Raw genomic sequence first — 14,890 nt, 5'->3', positions numbered from 1 at the left:
CCACCCAAGGAGGCACCATGCGTGATCCAGCATCAACGCGCGGCAGGAGTCGCCGACTCGCCGTCTCGCTCTCCGCGACCATCGCGACCTTGGCCGCAGTCATCCTCGCCGCACCGCCGGTGTCGGCGAGTGCCGGCGCACCCGGCGTCACCGTCGTCGCCAACCACCTCGACAACCCCCGCGGGCTCTCCTTCGACAGAGCCGGGCGGCTCTACATCGCCGAAGCCGGCCACGGTGGCAGCGTCTGCCTCGGCGCCGGCCCCGAGGGCCCGCAGTGCGCCGGCCGCACGGGCGCGGTCAGCGTGCTCTGGCACGGCCACCTTCGCACCGTGGTCGACCACCTCGCGTCCGTCGCCGCTCCGGACGGCACGGCAGCCGAGGGCATGGTCGCCGTGTCAGCTCACCGCGGCCGGGTCTACGGCCAGATGGCACTGCACAGCGCGGTCGTGCCGCCGGACGCGCCGTCCGGTGCCGTCGTGCGGGCCCTGCGGCACCAGCTGGGACGCACGCTTGCCATCTCTCGCAACGGTTCCTGGTCGGTCGTGGCCTCCACCGGTAACGTCGACTACCGCTGGACCGACCACCACAAGTACCTGCAGCCGGACCAGTTCCCCGACGCCAACCCCAACGCGATCACGACGGTGGGACGCACCCACTACGTCGCGGACGCCGGTGCCAACCTCATCGCCAAGGTCGATGCGCGCGGCCACGTCTCGACGTTGACCTACCTGCAGGTCCCTCGCGGCTCGGCGACGGACGCCGTGCCGACCTGCGTGGCGCCGGCACCCGACGGCTCGTTGTACGTCGGTGAGCTGCTCGGCGGCAGCTACGAGCCCGGGCACGCGCGGGTGTGGCGCATCGTGAACGGCCACGCGACCGTCAAGTGGCGTGGCTTCACCGGAATCCAGGGCTGCGGCTTCGACCGCCGCGGCAACTTCTACGTGACGCAGTTCCAGACCAACGGCATGTTCGGCCCCGATCCCGCAGGTGCCGTCGTCCGGATCACGCCCAGCGGGCACCGCACCGTCCTCGGCGCGGGCTCGCTGTTCCTGCCGTCCGGCTTCGCCTACCACGACGGCGCGGTCTACGTGTCGAACTGGAGCACCATGCCGGCCCACAACAGCGGCGGCCCGACCGGTCAGGTTGTCCGCATCCACGTCGGCTGACTGCGTCTGCGCAGGATCCGTTCGTGAGGATCCGGTCGTGGCGCCGGGGGCCAGCCTGCTGGCCTTCGGTGCCACGACCGTGCCGTTGCCAGAAGTGGTCGCAGGCGGTTCGCTGAGCAGGTCGCGTCGAGAGGAGCCGTCATGGAGACCAGGCCGCCCGTGCCGCCGTTCAGCCGCGAGGACGCCCTCGCCAAGGTGCGGGGCGCTGAGAACGCGTGGAACACCCGTGACCCCCAGCGCGTCTCGCTCGCCTACACGGTCGACAGCCGGTGGCGGAACCGCCACGAGTTCGTCGAGGGCCGCGAGCAGATCGTCGCCTTCCTCGCCCGCAAGTGGGAGCGCGAGCGGGAGTACCGGCTCATCAAGGGCCTGTGGGCCTTCGGCGACGACCGGATCGCCGTGCGGTTCGCCTACGAGTCGCACGACGCGGACGGGCAGTGGTGGCGCTCGTACGGCAACGAGAACTGGGAGTTCGACGAGCACGGCCTCATGCGCCGGCGGCACGCGAGCATCAACGACCTGCCCATCAGCGACGCCGAGAGGCTGTTCCACTGGGACCTCGCCGGCCCGCGTCCGGACGACCACCCGGGCCTGGACGAGCTGGGTCTCTAGCCGGTCTGTCGGTCGATTTCTCGGGGGCTGCCCTCACCGTGTACGCTCGTCCGCGCTGCCCCAATAGCTCAGTCGGCAGAGCGTCTCCATGGTAAGGAGAAGGTCTACGGTTCGATTCCGTATTGGGGCTCGACGAGGCTGGCCGTCCACGCGTGTGCTGGACGGCGAGGCTCACCCGGCGGGGTAGCTCAGGTGGTTAGAGCACACGGCTCATAATCGTGGTGTCGCGGGTTCGAGTCCCGCCCCCGCTACGCACGGGCGCGGGTTTGGTTCGCCGCCGCCTGTCCCGTATCCTCGTGAAGTTGTTCCTGCGTGTCGTAGTTGACTCCCCCGAAAGCGAGCGTCCCCCGTGGCCACCAAGAGCGCCGACATCCGCCCGAAGATCACTCTGGCGTGCACGGAGTGCAAGGAGCGCAACTACATCACCAAGAAGAACCGGCGCAACGACCCCGACCGGCTCGAGCTCAAGAAGTACTGCCGTCGCGAGAAGCGCCACACGCTGCACCGCGAGACCCGCTGAGCAGCCTCCACGCATCCGAAGCGGCCGTCCCCGTCCAGGGGGCGGCCGCTTCGTCGTGCTGTCTGCGGACGCCGGTAGCGTGAGGCCCATGGTCAACGCCGAGTTCGCGGGTCGCCAGTACCCGCCGACCCCGCCGTACGAGGTGGGGCGCGAGAAGATCCGCGAGTTCGCCGAGGTCGTGGGGCCGCACCCCGTGCACACCGACCCCGACGCGGCCCGGGCCGCGGGCTATCGCGACGTCATCGCGCCGCCCACCTTCGCCGTCATCGTCGCCCAGCGCTGTGACGCCCAGCTGGTGCTCGACCCCGAGGCGGGCATCGACTTCAGCCGCGTCGTGCACGGTGAGCAGAGCTTCGTGCACCACCGGCCGATCACGGCCGGCGACCGGCTGGTCGCCGTGCTGCACGTCGACTCCGTGCGCTCGGCCGGCGGCCACTCGATGGTCACCACCCGCAGCGAGATCACGACCGAGGACGGCGACGCCGTGTGCACCGCCACGTCCACCATCGTCGTGCGAGGGGAGGGGTCGTGAGCGAGCGCCCGACGTTCGACGCCGTCGCGGTGGGCACCACCCTGCCCACGCAGGTCTACGCGATCACCCGCGCCGACCTCATCCGCTACGCCGGCGCCAGCGGTGACTTCAACACCATCCACTGGAGCGACCGCATCGCCCGCGACGTCGGTCTGCCCGGCGTCATCGCGCACGGCATGTTCACCATGGCCACGGCCGTGCGACTGGTGACCGCATGGGTCGACGACCCCGGCGCCGTCGTGCAGTACGGCGTGCGCTTCACCAAGCCGGTGCCGGTCGACGACGTCGAGGGCGCGCAGATCGAGGTGAGCGGTGTGGTCGCGGCCAAGGACGACGACGCACGCACCGTGCGCGTCGACCTCACGGCCACCACCCGCGGCGACGACGGCTCCTCGGTGGCCGTGCTCGGGCGGGCCCGCGCCGTCGTCCGGCTGCCGTGACCTCACCCGAGGTCTCGAGAGCTCGCGCCGCCGTCCTCGCGGTCTTCCTGCTCAACGGGCTGGTCTTCGCGGCGTGGGTCTCGCGCATCCCGTCCACGCGTGACCGGCTCGGCCTGGAGCCCGCCGAGGTGGGTCTGGTGCTGCTCGCGGTGTCGCTGGGCGCGGTGCTGGCGCTGCCCAGCACCGGGGCGGTGGTGCAGCGGGTCGGTGCGGCCACCACCGTGCGCGCCGGTGCCGTGGTGTGCACGGTCGGCCTCGCGCTCGCCGGGATCGCCGACCGCGTGCCGCTGCTCGTCGTCGGCCTGTTCCTGATGGGCTTCGGCTCGGGCAGCTGGGACGTCGCGATGAACGTCGAGGGCGCTGAGGTCGAGCGCCGGCTCGACCGGCACGTCATGCCGCACTTCCACGCCTCCTGGTCGGTCGGCAGCGTCGTCGGGTCTCTGGCCGGCGCGCTGCTGGTCTACCTGCACGTCGCGACCGTCGTGCACCTCGTCGTGGTCGCGGCCGTGGTGCTCGTGCTGGCGCAGGTCGGCTGCACGTGGTTCCTACCGGCAGGATCGGCGCACGAGCAGGAGGCGACGCCGCGCGAGAGCGCCCTGTCGGCCTGGCGCGAGCCGCGCGTGCTCGCCATCGGACTGCTCGTGCTGACCTTCGCGTTCACCGAGGGCACCGCGAACGACTGGCTCTCGCTCGCGGTGATCGACGGCTTCGACGTCCGTCCGGCGCTGGGTGTGCTGACCTTCGGCTTCTTCGTCACGGCCATGACCATCGGGCGCGTGGCAGGCACGAAGCTGCTCGACCGCTACGGCACCGTGCGCGTGCTGCGCGCCACCGCGCTCGCGGCTGTGGTGGGCCTGCTGCTCGTGGTGCTGGGCCCGAACCTGCCCGTCGCCATGGTGGGGGCCGTGATCTGGGGGCTCGGCGCGTCGCTGGGCTTCCCCGTGGGCATGAGCGCCGCCGCAGACGACCCCGCCCGCGCCGCGGTGCGCGTGAGCGTCGTCGCGTCCATCGGCTACACGGCGTTCCTGGCCGGGCCACCTGCCGTGGGCTTCCTCGCCCAGCACGTGGGGGTGCGCGACAGCCTGTGGCTCGTGCTCGCCGTCCTCTTGCTCGCGCTGTTCCTCGCCCCCGCCACCGCGCCCCGAGGGGACGCCGCGGTGGCACCCCGTCGCCAACCTAAGGCAGCTGGGGCACCCAATGGCCACGAGGGAATGCAGTGATGGCACCCACTGACGACGGCGCGACCCGCCTCGCCGAGCTCACCACCTTCCGCGTCGGGGGTCCGGCCGATCGGCTGGTCACCGCCACCACCACCGACGAGCTCGTGGACGCCGTCCGCGAGGTCGACGACGCCGACGAACCCCTGCTCGTCGTCGCGGGCGGTTCGAACCTGCTCGTCACCGACGAGCCGATCGCCGGCACGGTGGTGCGCATCGCGACGCGTGGCGTCACCGTGGAGTCGGCTGACTCCTGCGGTGGCGTGAACGTGCGCGTCGCGGCCGGTGAGCCGTGGGACGACCTCGTCGCCCGCGCCGTCGCCGAGGGCTGGGTCGGCATCGAGGCGCTCTCCGGCATCCCCGGCAGCGTCGGTGCGACGCCGGTGCAGAACGTCGGGGCCTACGGTCAGGAGGTCGCGCAGACCATCGCCTCGGTGCGCGTCTGGGACCGCTTCGGCCAGCAGGTCGTCACCGTCGCGAGCGCCGACTGCCGGTTCACCTACCGGCACTCGGCGTTCAAGGGCACCGACCGCTTCGTCGTCCTCGACGTGCTCTTCCAGCTGCGCCTCGGCGACCTGTCGGCGCCCGTCGGGTACGCCGACCTCGCCCGCGGCCTGGGCGTCGAGGTCGGCGCGCGCGTGCCCTTGGCCGAGGCGCGCGAGGCCGTGCTGGCTCAGCGCCGCCGTCGCGGCATGGTGCTGGACGCCGACGACCACGACACCTGGAGCGCCGGCTCGTTCTTCACCAACCCGATCCTGTCGCCGGGGCGGTTCGAGGCGCTGCGCGAGCGAGTGCACGACGTGCTCGGCCCGGACGTCGACCCACCGGCCTTCCCGGGCGGCGAGGGCGTCAAGACGAGCGCGGCGTGGCTCATCGAGCGCGCCGGCTTCACCAAGGGGTACGGCCTGCCGGGCCCGGCCGCGCTGTCGACCAAGCACACTCTCGCCCTCACCAACCGTGGCGGCGCCTCAGCGTCCGACCTGGTTGCGCTCGCGCGCGAGGTGCGCGACGGCGTCCGCGACCGCTTCGGGGTCACGCTGGTCAACGAGCCGGTGCTGGTGGGCCTCAGCCTCTGAGCGTCAGGCCGGCGCCGCGGACGTGTCGACGCACACGACACCGCGGTTGCCGTCCTGGTCGGCGACCACCGTGAGCGAGGGTGCGTCGCTGTCGTCGACGACGGTGCCGCCCGCGGCGACGGCGGCGGCGATCCGCTGCTCGGCCACCTCGGGGGCGACGTAGACCTCGACGTGGAAACGCTGGGCGGAGGGGTCGTCCGGGGCGTCCCCGAACCACAGGTGCGGCACGCGGCCGGTGGCGTCCCGGATCTCGTCGCCGGGGGTGCCGCGGCCCTGCGCCGCGGCGTCGCCGGTGAGCAGAGCCGCCCAGACGGGCGCGATGGTCGCGGACCGTGCCGTGTCGAGCCCGAGCTCGACCTGGCTGACCGCGGCCGGGTCGGCGCGCAGCCCGTGGTCAGCGGCGATCTGCGTGATGCGTCGCGCGAGGTCGACGTCCTGCTGCGTCACCCACTCGACGACGTGCTCGGTGCCCTCGTCGTCGCGGTAGACGGCGTCGCGGGTGACCAGCGCGAGGTCGACGTGTCCGGTGGCCAGCGCCACGCTCGGGTGGTGCCCGAGGTCGTCGCCCGCCTCACCCACCGCTGCGACGAACCGCGCGCCGGTGGTGAAGCCCTCGACCAGGTAGCGGGCGTGCAGTCCCTGGGCCAGCTTGCGCCAGTCCGCCAGGCCCGCCGCGGCGATCTGCGCCCCCCTCAGCATGTCCATGAGCGGGGACCCTACCGCCGGCTCACGTCACTGCGCGACGGCCGCGTCGTACCGGTCGAGCACCACCTCGACGAGCCGGGGATCGGGCGCCGCACCCGCCAGCAGCAGCGGAGCGGCGACGACGTCCGCGCCGCACCCGAGCAGGCGCTCGTGGAAGAACCCGGGCGCGAGCAGATAGGCCGCGACGACCACCCGCCGGCCGGGGTGCTCGGCCCGTGCGGCGCTCACCGCCTGCGTGACGGACGGCGACGCGCCGGCACCGAAGCCGACGCTGACCGGTCCGGCGTGGTGGGCCTGCACCGCCCGTGCCACCTGCTGGACGTCGGCCGCGGCGCGCGGGTCGCTGGAGCCGGCTGCGGCCAGCACCACGGCGTCCCCGGCCGCCAGCCCCCAGGCACTCAGCCGGTAGACGAGCAGGGAGGCCAGCCGCGGGTCCGGCCCGAGCGCGCCGGCCGCGACCGCCCGGCGGCCCTCGACGGCGCGCGCCACGTCGACACCGACGTGGAACCCGCGCGAGAGCAGCAGCGGCACGACGACCGCGCTGCCGCCGTCCGCGGTGGTGCGCTCGACGACGTCCGCGACCGTCGGCGGCTGGACGTCGACGAAGGCCGCCTCGACCACCAGCCCCGGTCGGGCGGCGGCGAGGGCCGCGACGAGCGCGCCGACGGCCCGGCGGCCGCGGACGTCGCGGGTGCCGTGGGCGCAGGCGATGAGCACAGGTGCCGTCACGATCGACAGTCTGCCCTTCTCAAGAGCGGCGACGGCGTGTCGAATCAGTAGGTGGCACAGCAGCACTGGAGGACACCATGGATCTGACCACCTACGTCACCGAGCTCACCGCGGGACTCATCGGTGCCGCCTCCTTCGCCGCCGCGGTGCGGCAGACCGGCCAGACGGCCGACGCCGTGCGCCTGCTGGTGCCGATCGCGCAGCACGACGCGGCGGCCGCCGAGGCCCTCACGCGGCTCGCACCCGGCTGGCGCTGACGGCGCTGACGGCGCTGTCGGTGCGGCGTGGTCTGCTGACGCCATGACGCAGATCGTGCTGTTCCCCTCCGTCCTCGGGCTGCGGCCCGGCATCCACGACGCCGCGCAGCGGCTGCGCGCCGACGGCCACGACGTGCTCGTGGTCGACCTGCTTGACGGGCAGGTCTTCGACGACTACGAGCAGGCCATCGCGAGCTGGCGCGCGTCGTCGGACGAGATCGACCGGCGCACGCTCGAGGCGGTCGCCGACCTGCCCGAGGGGTTCGTCGCCGCCGGGTTCTCGGCCGGCGGCGGCCAGGCGGTCCTCGCCGCCACCAAGCGTCCCGTCTCCGGCGTGCTGCTGCTGTCCGGCGTCTTCGTGCCGAGCTGGCTCGGCGACGACGTCACATGGCCGCACGGTGTGCCGGCCCAGGTGCACACGATGCTCGACGACCCGTTCCGCGACGACGCCGAGGCCTTCGGGGCCCAGCGCCGCGAGGTCGAGCAGGCCGGTGGCACCGTCGAGATCTTCGACTACCCCGGGTCCGGGCACCTGTTCGCCGACCCCTCGCTGCCGGGCGAGTACGACGTCGCGGCGGCCGAGCTCATGTGGTCGCGCGTCCTCGGCTTCCTGCGCGGGCTCGACGTCTGATCGCCGCTGCGTCCTCCCGTCCGCGTGACGGACGGGAGGGCGTCCGTGACGCGGACGGCGCGCGGCTCAGGCAGGCTGGTCGAGGCGCACCGGCATCAGGATCGACAGCGTGCCGTCCCGGTCGGGGTTGCGGATGGCCAGCGGCGCGATGGGGTCGTCCAGGCCGAGGGTGAGCTGGTCACCGGCCTCCAGTGCCTCGAGCAGGAACTCGCGGTTGACCGCCACCACCAGCGCGTCCGGCTCGTCGGACGCGCCGACCTCCACCCCTCGCGCCGTGACGCTGAGCGGGCTGACGTCGTAGGCGACGCCGTCGGTGTCCCGGACGCGGGTCTCGGTCGCCCCGGCGTCGAGCGCAGCGCGCAGGGCCCCGGCGTCCACGGGCACGTTCTGGCGACCCAGGTCGAGCCAGCTGCGGTACGGCGGGAAGTCGGTGTCCGGCACCTGCGCCCGCACCGTGCCCCCGCTGCCCGACATCGTGATCGTGCCGTCGGCGGCCACGACCTCGAGCGCGCCCGTGTGCTCGCCTGCGAGCAGCTCGTCAACGGCCGCTGTGGGCAGCAGCAGGTGGAGGTCCGACGGCTGCCTCGTGGGCACCGTGCTGGTGGCCAGCCGGTACCGGTCGGTGGCAACCACCCGTAGCCGGTCGGCCTCGCTGTCGAGGTAGACGCCGTTGAGCCGGGGCTGGTCCGGGTCCGGGCAGACGGCGTACCGGACCTCTCGCAGGGCTCGGACCAGGTCGTCGGCAGGCAGCGTGCAGCGGGTCATGGGGGTCTCCTTGTTCATGAGTAGGTGATGAACCATGGAGATCTCCCTGCGGGCGTCTGCGAGGCCGGCTTCCAGCCGGTGCAGGTGGGCGGCCAGCACCGACTCGGCCCGGGCCGGGTCGTTCACGGTGGCCCTGATGTCGTCCAACGGCAGGCCGACCCGGCGCAGGTGCGCGACCAGCCGAGCCTGGAACACCTGGCTCGGAAGGTAGAAGCGGTACCCCGACGACGGGTCGACCACCGCGGGCGCGAGCACGCCGGCGCCGTCGTAGAAGCGCAGCGCACTGACGGGCAGCCCGCTGAGCGAGGCCAGCCGGCCGATGCCGAGCAGCTCGTTCTCCATGGGTGCAACCTCCCGTCTCGACCTGCTCGAGGGTCAAGCGGCTCGGTGACAGCCCGCTCGAGGTCTGACGCTAGAACGGGCGGCCGTCACCCTTGCGCAGGTCGTCGGTCCGGCGCCGGGCCCAGGCCAGCACCTCGTCGAGCGGTACGTTCTCCGGCCCCTGTTCCAGCCAACCCGGGTCGCCCTCCCAGTAGGCGGAGAACCGACCCGGTTGGTCGAGGTCCTCGGCGACCCACACCCGACCCCGCCGGCCGATGACCGCCGGCAGGTCGTCGATCGCGTCGAGCAGCCGTTGCGCGGCGGCGGAGCAGTCGGCGCGGCTCGTCGCGACCTGCTGCACCACGGCGCGCAGCGACGCAAGGTGCTCGTCGCAGGAGCCGTCGCCGTCGGGGATGCACTCGCGCAAGCGGGCGGCCAGGCCGGGGTCGATCGGCGCGAGCACCTCGGCCAGCGACCGGGCGCGGTCCTCGACCGCGACGGTGCGGGGGTTCACCGGTGTCACGACGCCTCGCCTCCTCGGGCCCCGAGCCAGGCGTCGACGTCCGCGAGCAGCGCGGCGCGGACGTCGGACGGCGCGCGCGACCCGCGGATCGAGGCGCGCGCCAGCTGGGCCAGCGCCGCGTCGTCCAGGCCGTGCACCTCGCGGGCCGTGCGGTACTGGTCGGCGAGCCGGCTGCCGAACAGCAGCGGGTCGTCGGCGCCCAGCGCCACCTGCGCTCCCGCGTCGAGCAGGTGGCGCAGGGGCACGCTGTGCGCCTGCTCGTAGACGCCGAGCGCGACGTTCGAGCCCGGGCAGACCTCGAGGGTGATGCCGCGGTCGATCACGTCGTCGAGCAGGGCCGGGTCCTCGGTGCTGCGCACGCCGTGCCCGATCCGGTCGGGGGCCAGGTGGTCGAGCGTCGTGCGTACGTGGTCGGGCCCCAGCAGCTCACCGCTGTGCGGCACGCTGGCCAGGCCCGCGCGTGAGGCGATCCGGAACGCCGCGGCGAACTCCTCGGTGACCCCGCGCCGCTCGTCGTTACTGAGGCCGAACCCCACGACCTCGCCGACGCCCTGCCCGGCGTAGCGCGCGGCGAGGCGAGCCAGCGTCCGGGCGTCGAGCGGGTGCCGGATGCGGCTCGCCGCCACCACCACCGAGATGCCCACGCCGGTGCGGGCGCTGGCGTCCTTGACGGCGTCCAGCACCAGCTCGAGCGTGGGGATCAGGCCGCCGAAGTGCACGGCGTACGACGTCGGGTCGACCTGGATCTCCAGCCACCGCGAGCCGTCGGCGGCGTCGTCCTCGGCGGCCTCGAGCACGAGCCGGCGGACGTCGGCCTCGTCGCGCACGCACGAGCGCGCGATGTCGTAGAGGCGCTGGAAGCGGAACCAGCCCTTGCTGTCGGTGGCGCGCAGCTGCGGCGGCTGCCCGCTGGTCAACGCCTCGGGCAGGTGGATGCCGTGCTTGGCGGCCAGGTCGATCACCGTCGTCGGGCGCATCGACCCCGTGAAGTGCAGGTGCAGGTGGGCCTTCGGCAGCGCGGCGACGTCGCGGACGGCCTCACCGACCCCGAGCGTGCCGACTCCCTGCATGCCGCGATCCTGCCAAACGACCGCGGCTGCGCTCAGCGCGCCTCGCCCAGCAGCTTCTGGATCCGGCTCACGCCCTCGGTGAGGTCGGCGTCCCCGAGCGCGTACGACAGCCGCAGGTAGCCGCTCGGCCCGAACGCCTCGCCCGGCACCACCGCCACCTCGGCCTCCTCGAGGATCAGCTCGGCGAGCTCGGCCGACGTGGTCGGCGTCCGGCCGCGGATCGTGCGCCCCAGCACGCCCTCGACCGAGGGGTACACGTAGAACGCACCCTTCGGCACCGGGCACACCACGCCGTCGATGTCGTTGAGCATGCCGACGATCGTGCGCCGACGCCGGTCGAAGGCCGCACGCATCTCGGCCACCGCCGAAAGGTCTCCGGTGAGCGCCGCGATGGCCGCGCGCTGCGAGACGTTGGCGACGTTCGACGTCGCGTGCGACTGCAGGTTGGTGGCGGCCTTGATGACGTCACGCGGGCCCACCATCCAGCCCACCCGCCAGCCCGTCATCGCATAGGTCTTGGCCACGCCGTTGAGCACGACGCAGGTGTCGGCCAGCTCGGGCACCTCGACCGGCATCGAGACGAACCGCGCGTCGTCGTACACCAGGTGCTCGTAGATCTCGTCGGTGACGACCCAGATGCCGTGCTCGAGCGCCCACTGACCGATGGCGCGCACCTGCTCGGGCGGGTACACCGCGCCCGTGGGGTTGGACGGCGAGCAGAACAGCAGCACCTTCGTGCGTCCGGTGCGCGCGGCCTCGAGCTGATCGACCGTCACGAGGTAGCCCGCGTCGGCCCCGGCGAAGACGTCGACCGGCACCCCGCCGGCGAGCTTGATGGCTTCGGGGTACGTCGTCCAGTACGGCGTGGGCAGCAGCACCTCGTCGCCCGGGTCGAGCAGCGTCGCGAAGGTCTGGTAGACCGCCTGCTTGCCGCCGTTGGTGACCAGCACCTGCTCGGGGGCGATCTCCAGGCCGCTGTCGCGCCGGGTCTTGGCGACGATCGCGGCCTTCAGCTCGGGCAGGCCCCCGGCGGGGGTGTAGCGGTGGTTGACCGGCTGCCGCGCCGCCTCGACCGCGGCCTCGACGATGTAGCCGGGCGTCGGGAAGTCGGGCTCGCCGGCACCGAAGCCGATGACCGGGCGGCCCTCGGCCTTGAGGGCCTTGGCCTTGGCATCGACGGCCAGGGTCGCCGACTCGGCGATGGCCGCGATGCGCTGGGAGATCCGACGGGCGGGGCTGGGGGAGGGCTGCTCGCTCACGAGGTCCATCCTCCCACCGCGCGGGCGCGAGGCGTCGGCGGCGTTCGCACCTCGGACGTCGGGGCCACCCACTTCACGTGATCACCGAGCCCGCGGTGAGGGATCGGCCGTCGGCGAGTTCGACCCGCGGCGGGAGCTTCGCGTACACTCGTGGGCGGTGGTTGACGGCCGCCATGCTGTCGCCTGCCCGTCATCCGGTACGTCGGGTGCTGGGCGAGATCGAGAGATGGCCGTCGCTCACCGAAGGGCAGTAGCTCAACTGGCAGAGCACCGGTCTCCAAAACCGGCGGTTGGGGGTTCAAGTCCCTCCTGCCCTGCGTAGCAACCCCCGGCCAGTGGGGGACCAGTACGGAACCGCCGCGAGGCGGCGCGGCCGGCGCCAACGGGCGTCGTCCGCGGCCCCGGGGCGCCTGACGCGTCCTGCGGGTGTCCACGGCGACCTGTAGGTGAGGATCCTGTGAGCCAGACCAGCACCGGCGACGTCGACCGCAGCCGCGGCACGGCGTCCTCGCGCAGCCGGCGCGGGCCGTTCGGCCGGCTCGCGCTGTTCTTCCGCCAGGTCATCGCCGAGCTGCGCAAGGTCGTGCGGCCCACGCGCAGCGAGCTCATCACCTACACGAGCGTCAGCATGGTGTTCGTCGTGGTGGTCATGGCCTACGTCGCCGGGCTCGACGTCGGTCTGGGCGCCATCGTGGTGCGGGTCTTCGGCGGCACCGGCGGCTGACCGCCTCGCCCCACGACCGCCAGGGCGCACGCGCCGCACATCGCACGAGCACACGACCAGGAAGCAGGAACGACGTTGTCCGACCAGACGGATTCGACGCCCGAGACCCTCGAGCGCGACGACCTCGACCTCGAGGCCGCGCCTGAGGGCACCGACGTCGCCACCGACGCCGAGGTGAGCGACGCCGAGGTGAGCGACGCCGAGGCGAGCGACGCCGAGGCGAGCGACGCCACGGCCGAGGTGGAGGACGCCGAGGACGACCAGGACGTCGACCCGGTCGAGGAGTTCAAGGCCGGCCTGCGCCGCGCGGCGGGCGAGTGGTTCGTTATCCACTCCTACGCCGGCTACGAGAACCGCGTGAAGGCCAACCTCGAGACCCGCATCCAGAGCCTGACCATGGAGGACTACATCTTCCAGGTCGAGGTGCCCATGGAGGAGGTCACCGAGGTCAAGAACGGCCAGCGCAAGCAGGTGCGTCGCGTGCGCATGCCCGGGTACGTCCTCGTGCGCATGGATCTCACCGACGAGTCGTGGGGCGCCGTCCGGCACACCCCCGGCGTCACCGGCTTCGTCGGCAACACCCACCAGCCGGTGCCGCTGAGCGTCGACGAGGTCTTCACGATGCTGGCGCCGCAGCTCGAGGTGAAGGAGAAGCCGGGCCAGAAGGCAGCGGCGCCGGTGCGCGTCGTCGACTTCGAGGTCGGCGAGTCCGTCACCGTCATGGAGGGCCCCTTCGAGACCCTGCCGGCCACGATCTCCGAGATCAGCCCGGACGCCCAGAAGCTCAAGGTGCTCGTCTCGATCTTCGGCCGCGAGACCCCGGTCGAGCTGTCGTTCAGCCAGGTCGCCAAGATCTGAGCCCCGCTCGACCCTCGGGTCGACCCCGTTCCCCGGCGCCGTCATCCGCGGACGCCGGCCCCCGCACCAACGTAGGTAAGGACCCACGCAATGCCCCCCAAGAAGAAGGTCGCAGGCCTCATCAAGCTGCAGATCCAGGCCGGCGCCGCGACGCCGGCCCCGCCGGTCGGTCCGGCCCTGGGTCAGCACGGCGTCAACATCATGGAGTTCGTCAAGGCGTACAACGCCGCGACGGAGGCCCAGCGCGGCAACGTCATCCCGGTCGAGATCACGGTGTACGAGGACCGCTCGTTCACCTTCGTCACCAAGACCCCGCCGGCTGCCGAGCTGATCAAGAAGGCCGCCGGTGTGCCCAAGGGCTCCGGCGAGCCGCACAAGACCAAGGTCGCCACCTTGACCCAGCAGCAGGTCCGCGAGATCGCTGAGTCCAAGATGGAGGACCTCAACGCCAACGACGTGGACGCCGCCGCGAAGATCATCGCCGGTACCGCGCGCTCGATGGGCATCACCGTCGAGGGCTGAGGCCACGCACCACCCCGCAGTTCTCAGCAGCAGCACGACCCAGCAGTACGTGGCAGGGCCAGGCGCTGGCCCACGTGACCACAACTCCACCTCAGAACCAGGAGCACCACCATGAAGCGCAGCAAGGCCTACCGCGCGGCGGCCGAGAAGATCGACGCCGACAACTTCTACTCGCCCCTCGAGGCCATCCGCCTCGCCAAGGCGACGAGCACCACGAAGTACGACGCGACCGTCGAGGTCGCCTTCCGCCTGGGCATCGACCCGCGCAAGGCCGACCAGATGGTCCGCGGCACCGTCAACCTCCCGCACGGCACCGGCAAGACGGCCCGGGTCCTGGTCTTCGCGACCGGTGACCGCGCGGAGCAGGCGACGGCGGCGGGCGCCGACTACGTCGGCAGCGACGACCTGCTCGAGAAGATCCAGGGCGGCTGGCTCGACTTCGACTCCGTCGTCGCGACCCCCGACCTCATGGGCAAGGTCGGCCGGCTCGGCAAGGTGCTCGGCCCGCGCGGCCTGATGCCGAACCCCAAGACCGGCACGGTGACGATGGACGTCGCCAAGGCGGTCAGCGACATCAAGGGCGGCAAGATCGAGTTCCGCAACGACAAGCACGCCAACCTGCACTTCATCATCGGCAAGGCGTCCTTCTCCGACGAGCAGCTGGTCGAGAACTACGCCGCTGCCCTCGACGAGGTGCTGCGGCTCAAGCCGTCGGCGGCCAAGGGCCGGTTCCTGAAGAAGGTCACCATCACCACCACGATGGGTCCGGGCATCCCGGTCGACCCGAACCGCACCCGCAACGTGACGGTCGACGACGAGGCCGAGGCCGTCTCCGCCTGACCGTCCTGCCGATCGCACCAGCCTGACGCCGAGGGGCCGCTTCCGAACGGGAGCGGCCCTTCGCCGTCCCCTGGCTGGCAACCCCCTGCACCCCACCCCCTCCCGCCCGTGATCATGCACGCC

General features: G+C 72.6%; 19 protein-coding genes and 3 tRNA genes. 16 read left to right on the top strand and 6 right to left on the bottom strand.

Annotated features, from left to right (window positions below; genetic code table 11):
• The first annotated feature begins 89 nt into the window (after nt 1-89).
• The 9 genes from ASD06_RS08640 (at nt 90) to ASD06_RS08600 (ending at nt 5,563) form a co-directional block, all read left to right on the top strand.
• Nucleotides 90-1,166 carry a ScyD/ScyE family protein gene (locus tag ASD06_RS08640; RefSeq protein WP_162248057.1) on the top strand — a complete coding sequence of 359 codons (1,077 nt, stop codon included), beginning with the start codon at nt 90-92 and terminating at the stop codon, nt 1,164-1,166.
• A gap of 141 nt (nt 1,167-1,307) precedes the next feature.
• The gene (locus tag ASD06_RS08635; RefSeq protein WP_056675785.1) at nt 1,308-1,778 is read left to right on the top strand and encodes a nuclear transport factor 2 family protein; all 471 of its coding nucleotides are present in this window, start codon (nt 1,308-1,310) and stop codon (nt 1,776-1,778) included.
• Between the two features lie 57 nt (nt 1,779-1,835).
• A tRNA-Thr gene (locus tag ASD06_RS08630) sits at nt 1,836-1,908 on the top strand.
• 47 nt (nt 1,909-1,955) lie between these two features.
• Nucleotides 1,956-2,029 (top strand) — tRNA-Met (locus ASD06_RS08625).
• A 98-nt stretch (nt 2,030-2,127) separates the two neighbouring features.
• The gene (rpmG, locus tag ASD06_RS08620) at nt 2,128-2,298 is read left to right on the top strand and encodes a 50S ribosomal protein L33 (RefSeq protein ID WP_056675782.1); all 171 of its coding nucleotides are present in this window, start codon (nt 2,128-2,130) and stop codon (nt 2,296-2,298) included.
• An 88-nt stretch (nt 2,299-2,386) separates the two neighbouring features.
• Complete coding sequence (locus ASD06_RS08615) at nt 2,387-2,830, top strand: MaoC family dehydratase N-terminal domain-containing protein (protein WP_056675777.1); 444 nt, start codon at nt 2,387-2,389, stop codon at nt 2,828-2,830.
• Nucleotides 2,827-3,270, top strand: a complete 444-nt coding sequence (locus ASD06_RS08610; protein WP_056675776.1) for a MaoC family dehydratase — start codon at nt 2,827-2,829, stop codon at nt 3,268-3,270. The genes ASD06_RS08615 and ASD06_RS08610 overlap by 4 nt, the downstream gene beginning before the upstream one ends.
• Nucleotides 3,267-4,490: an MFS transporter gene (locus ASD06_RS08605; RefSeq protein WP_056675773.1), complete on the top strand. Its 1,224-nt coding sequence runs from the start codon at nt 3,267-3,269 to the stop codon at nt 4,488-4,490. The genes ASD06_RS08610 and ASD06_RS08605 overlap by 4 nt, the downstream gene beginning before the upstream one ends.
• Complete coding sequence (locus tag ASD06_RS08600; protein ID WP_056675770.1) at nt 4,490-5,563, top strand: UDP-N-acetylmuramate dehydrogenase; 1,074 nt, start codon at nt 4,490-4,492, stop codon at nt 5,561-5,563. The genes ASD06_RS08605 and ASD06_RS08600 overlap by 1 nt, the downstream gene beginning before the upstream one ends.
• Before the next feature lie 3 nt (nt 5,564-5,566).
• Here ASD06_RS08600 and ASD06_RS08595 read toward each other — a convergent pair whose 3' ends face one another.
• Both ASD06_RS08595 and ASD06_RS08590 read right to left on the bottom strand, forming a co-directional pair.
• On the bottom strand, nt 5,567-6,268 hold the full coding sequence (locus ASD06_RS08595) for a VOC family protein (protein WP_056675768.1): 702 nt from the start codon (nt 6,266-6,268) through the stop codon (nt 5,567-5,569).
• 27 nt (nt 6,269-6,295) lie between these two features.
• Nucleotides 6,296-6,997: a sirohydrochlorin chelatase gene (locus tag ASD06_RS08590; RefSeq protein WP_200941978.1), complete on the bottom strand. Its 702-nt coding sequence runs from the start codon at nt 6,995-6,997 to the stop codon at nt 6,296-6,298.
• Nucleotides 6,998-7,074: 77 nt separating this feature from the next.
• Here ASD06_RS08590 and ASD06_RS08585 point away from each other — a divergent pair, with 77 nt between their 5' ends.
• Entirely contained in the window at nt 7,075-7,254 is a 180-nt protein-coding gene (locus tag ASD06_RS08585) for a hypothetical protein (RefSeq protein ID WP_056675762.1), read from the top strand.
• 43 nt (nt 7,255-7,297) lie between these two features.
• Nucleotides 7,298-7,885 (top strand): dienelactone hydrolase family protein, encoded by a 588-nt coding sequence (locus ASD06_RS08580; RefSeq protein WP_056675760.1) that lies wholly within the window; start codon nt 7,298-7,300, stop codon nt 7,883-7,885.
• 66 nt (nt 7,886-7,951) lie between these two features.
• Here ASD06_RS08580 and ASD06_RS08575 read toward each other — a convergent pair whose 3' ends face one another.
• The 4 genes from ASD06_RS08575 to ASD06_RS08560 form a co-directional block, all read right to left on the bottom strand.
• Nucleotides 7,952-8,992: a MerR family transcriptional regulator gene (locus ASD06_RS08575; protein WP_056675758.1), complete on the bottom strand. Its 1,041-nt coding sequence runs from the start codon at nt 8,990-8,992 to the stop codon at nt 7,952-7,954.
• A 70-nt stretch (nt 8,993-9,062) separates the two neighbouring features.
• Complete coding sequence (locus ASD06_RS08570; RefSeq protein WP_157371596.1) at nt 9,063-9,485, bottom strand: hypothetical protein; 423 nt, start codon at nt 9,483-9,485, stop codon at nt 9,063-9,065.
• A 5-nt stretch (nt 9,486-9,490) separates the two neighbouring features.
• On the bottom strand, nt 9,491-10,564 hold the full coding sequence (locus ASD06_RS08565; RefSeq protein ID WP_056675751.1) for an adenosine deaminase: 1,074 nt from the start codon (nt 10,562-10,564) through the stop codon (nt 9,491-9,493).
• A gap of 32 nt (nt 10,565-10,596) precedes the next feature.
• Nucleotides 10,597-11,832: a pyridoxal phosphate-dependent aminotransferase gene (locus ASD06_RS08560; RefSeq protein ID WP_056676409.1), complete on the bottom strand. Its 1,236-nt coding sequence runs from the start codon at nt 11,830-11,832 to the stop codon at nt 10,597-10,599.
• Nucleotides 11,833-12,067: 235 nt separating this feature from the next.
• On the opposite strand from ASD06_RS08560, the gene ASD06_RS08555 reads away from it, so the two are divergent.
• From ASD06_RS08555 to rplA, 5 genes are all read left to right on the top strand, one after another.
• A tRNA-Trp gene (locus ASD06_RS08555) sits at nt 12,068-12,140 on the top strand.
• A gap of 140 nt (nt 12,141-12,280) precedes the next feature.
• Nucleotides 12,281-12,547, top strand: coding sequence for a preprotein translocase subunit SecE (gene secE / locus ASD06_RS08550; RefSeq protein ID WP_056675748.1), 267 nt, complete (start codon nt 12,281-12,283; stop codon nt 12,545-12,547).
• Between the two features lie 75 nt (nt 12,548-12,622).
• Nucleotides 12,623-13,405 (top strand): transcription termination/antitermination protein NusG, encoded by a 783-nt coding sequence (nusG, locus tag ASD06_RS08545; RefSeq protein ID WP_056675745.1) that lies wholly within the window; start codon nt 12,623-12,625, stop codon nt 13,403-13,405.
• A 90-nt stretch (nt 13,406-13,495) separates the two neighbouring features.
• Entirely contained in the window at nt 13,496-13,927 is a 432-nt protein-coding gene (gene rplK, locus ASD06_RS08540; RefSeq protein ID WP_056675743.1) for a 50S ribosomal protein L11, read from the top strand.
• A gap of 111 nt (nt 13,928-14,038) precedes the next feature.
• Entirely contained in the window at nt 14,039-14,767 is a 729-nt protein-coding gene (rplA, locus tag ASD06_RS08535) for a 50S ribosomal protein L1 (RefSeq protein ID WP_056675740.1), read from the top strand.
• Nucleotides 14,768-14,890 lie beyond the last annotated feature (123 nt).

The organism is Angustibacter sp. Root456, assembly GCF_001426435.1.
Classification (GTDB): Bacteria; Actinomycetota; Actinomycetes; order Actinomycetales; family Angustibacteraceae; genus Angustibacter.
The sequence above is the reverse complement of the archived record's forward strand: the minus strand, read 5'-3'. Positions and strand labels throughout refer to the sequence as shown.

What these genes read in the sequence shown, in the direction of transcription:
- ASD06_RS08635 (WP_056675785.1), top strand. Translation starts at nt 1,308, where the DNA reads ATGGAGACCAGGCCGCCCGTGCCGCCGTTCAGCCGCGAGGACGCCCTC.
- ASD06_RS08615 (WP_056675777.1), top strand. Translation starts at nt 2,387, where the DNA reads ATGGTCAACGCCGAGTTCGCGGGTCGCCAGTACCCGCCGACCCCGCCG.
- ASD06_RS08600 (WP_056675770.1), top strand. Translation starts at nt 4,490, where the DNA reads ATGGCACCCACTGACGACGGCGCGACCCGCCTCGCCGAGCTCACCACC.
- ASD06_RS08595 (WP_056675768.1), bottom strand. Translation starts at nt 6,268, where the DNA reads ATGGACATGCTGAGGGGGGCGCAGATCGCCGCGGCGGGCCTGGCGGAC.
- ASD06_RS08585 (WP_056675762.1), top strand. Translation starts at nt 7,075, where the DNA reads ATGGATCTGACCACCTACGTCACCGAGCTCACCGCGGGACTCATCGGT.
- ASD06_RS08580 (WP_056675760.1), top strand. Translation starts at nt 7,298, where the DNA reads ATGACGCAGATCGTGCTGTTCCCCTCCGTCCTCGGGCTGCGGCCCGGC.
- ASD06_RS08575 (WP_056675758.1), bottom strand. Translation starts at nt 8,992, where the DNA reads ATGGAGAACGAGCTGCTCGGCATCGGCCGGCTGGCCTCGCTCAGCGGG.
- ASD06_RS08565 (WP_056675751.1), bottom strand. Translation starts at nt 10,564, where the DNA reads ATGCAGGGAGTCGGCACGCTCGGGGTCGGTGAGGCCGTCCGCGACGTC.
- ASD06_RS08560 (WP_056676409.1), bottom strand. Translation starts at nt 11,832, where the DNA reads ATGGACCTCGTGAGCGAGCAGCCCTCCCCCAGCCCCGCCCGTCGGATC.
- rplK (WP_056675743.1), top strand. Translation starts at nt 13,496, where the DNA reads ATGCCCCCCAAGAAGAAGGTCGCAGGCCTCATCAAGCTGCAGATCCAG.
- rplA (WP_056675740.1), top strand. Translation starts at nt 14,039, where the DNA reads ATGAAGCGCAGCAAGGCCTACCGCGCGGCGGCCGAGAAGATCGACGCC.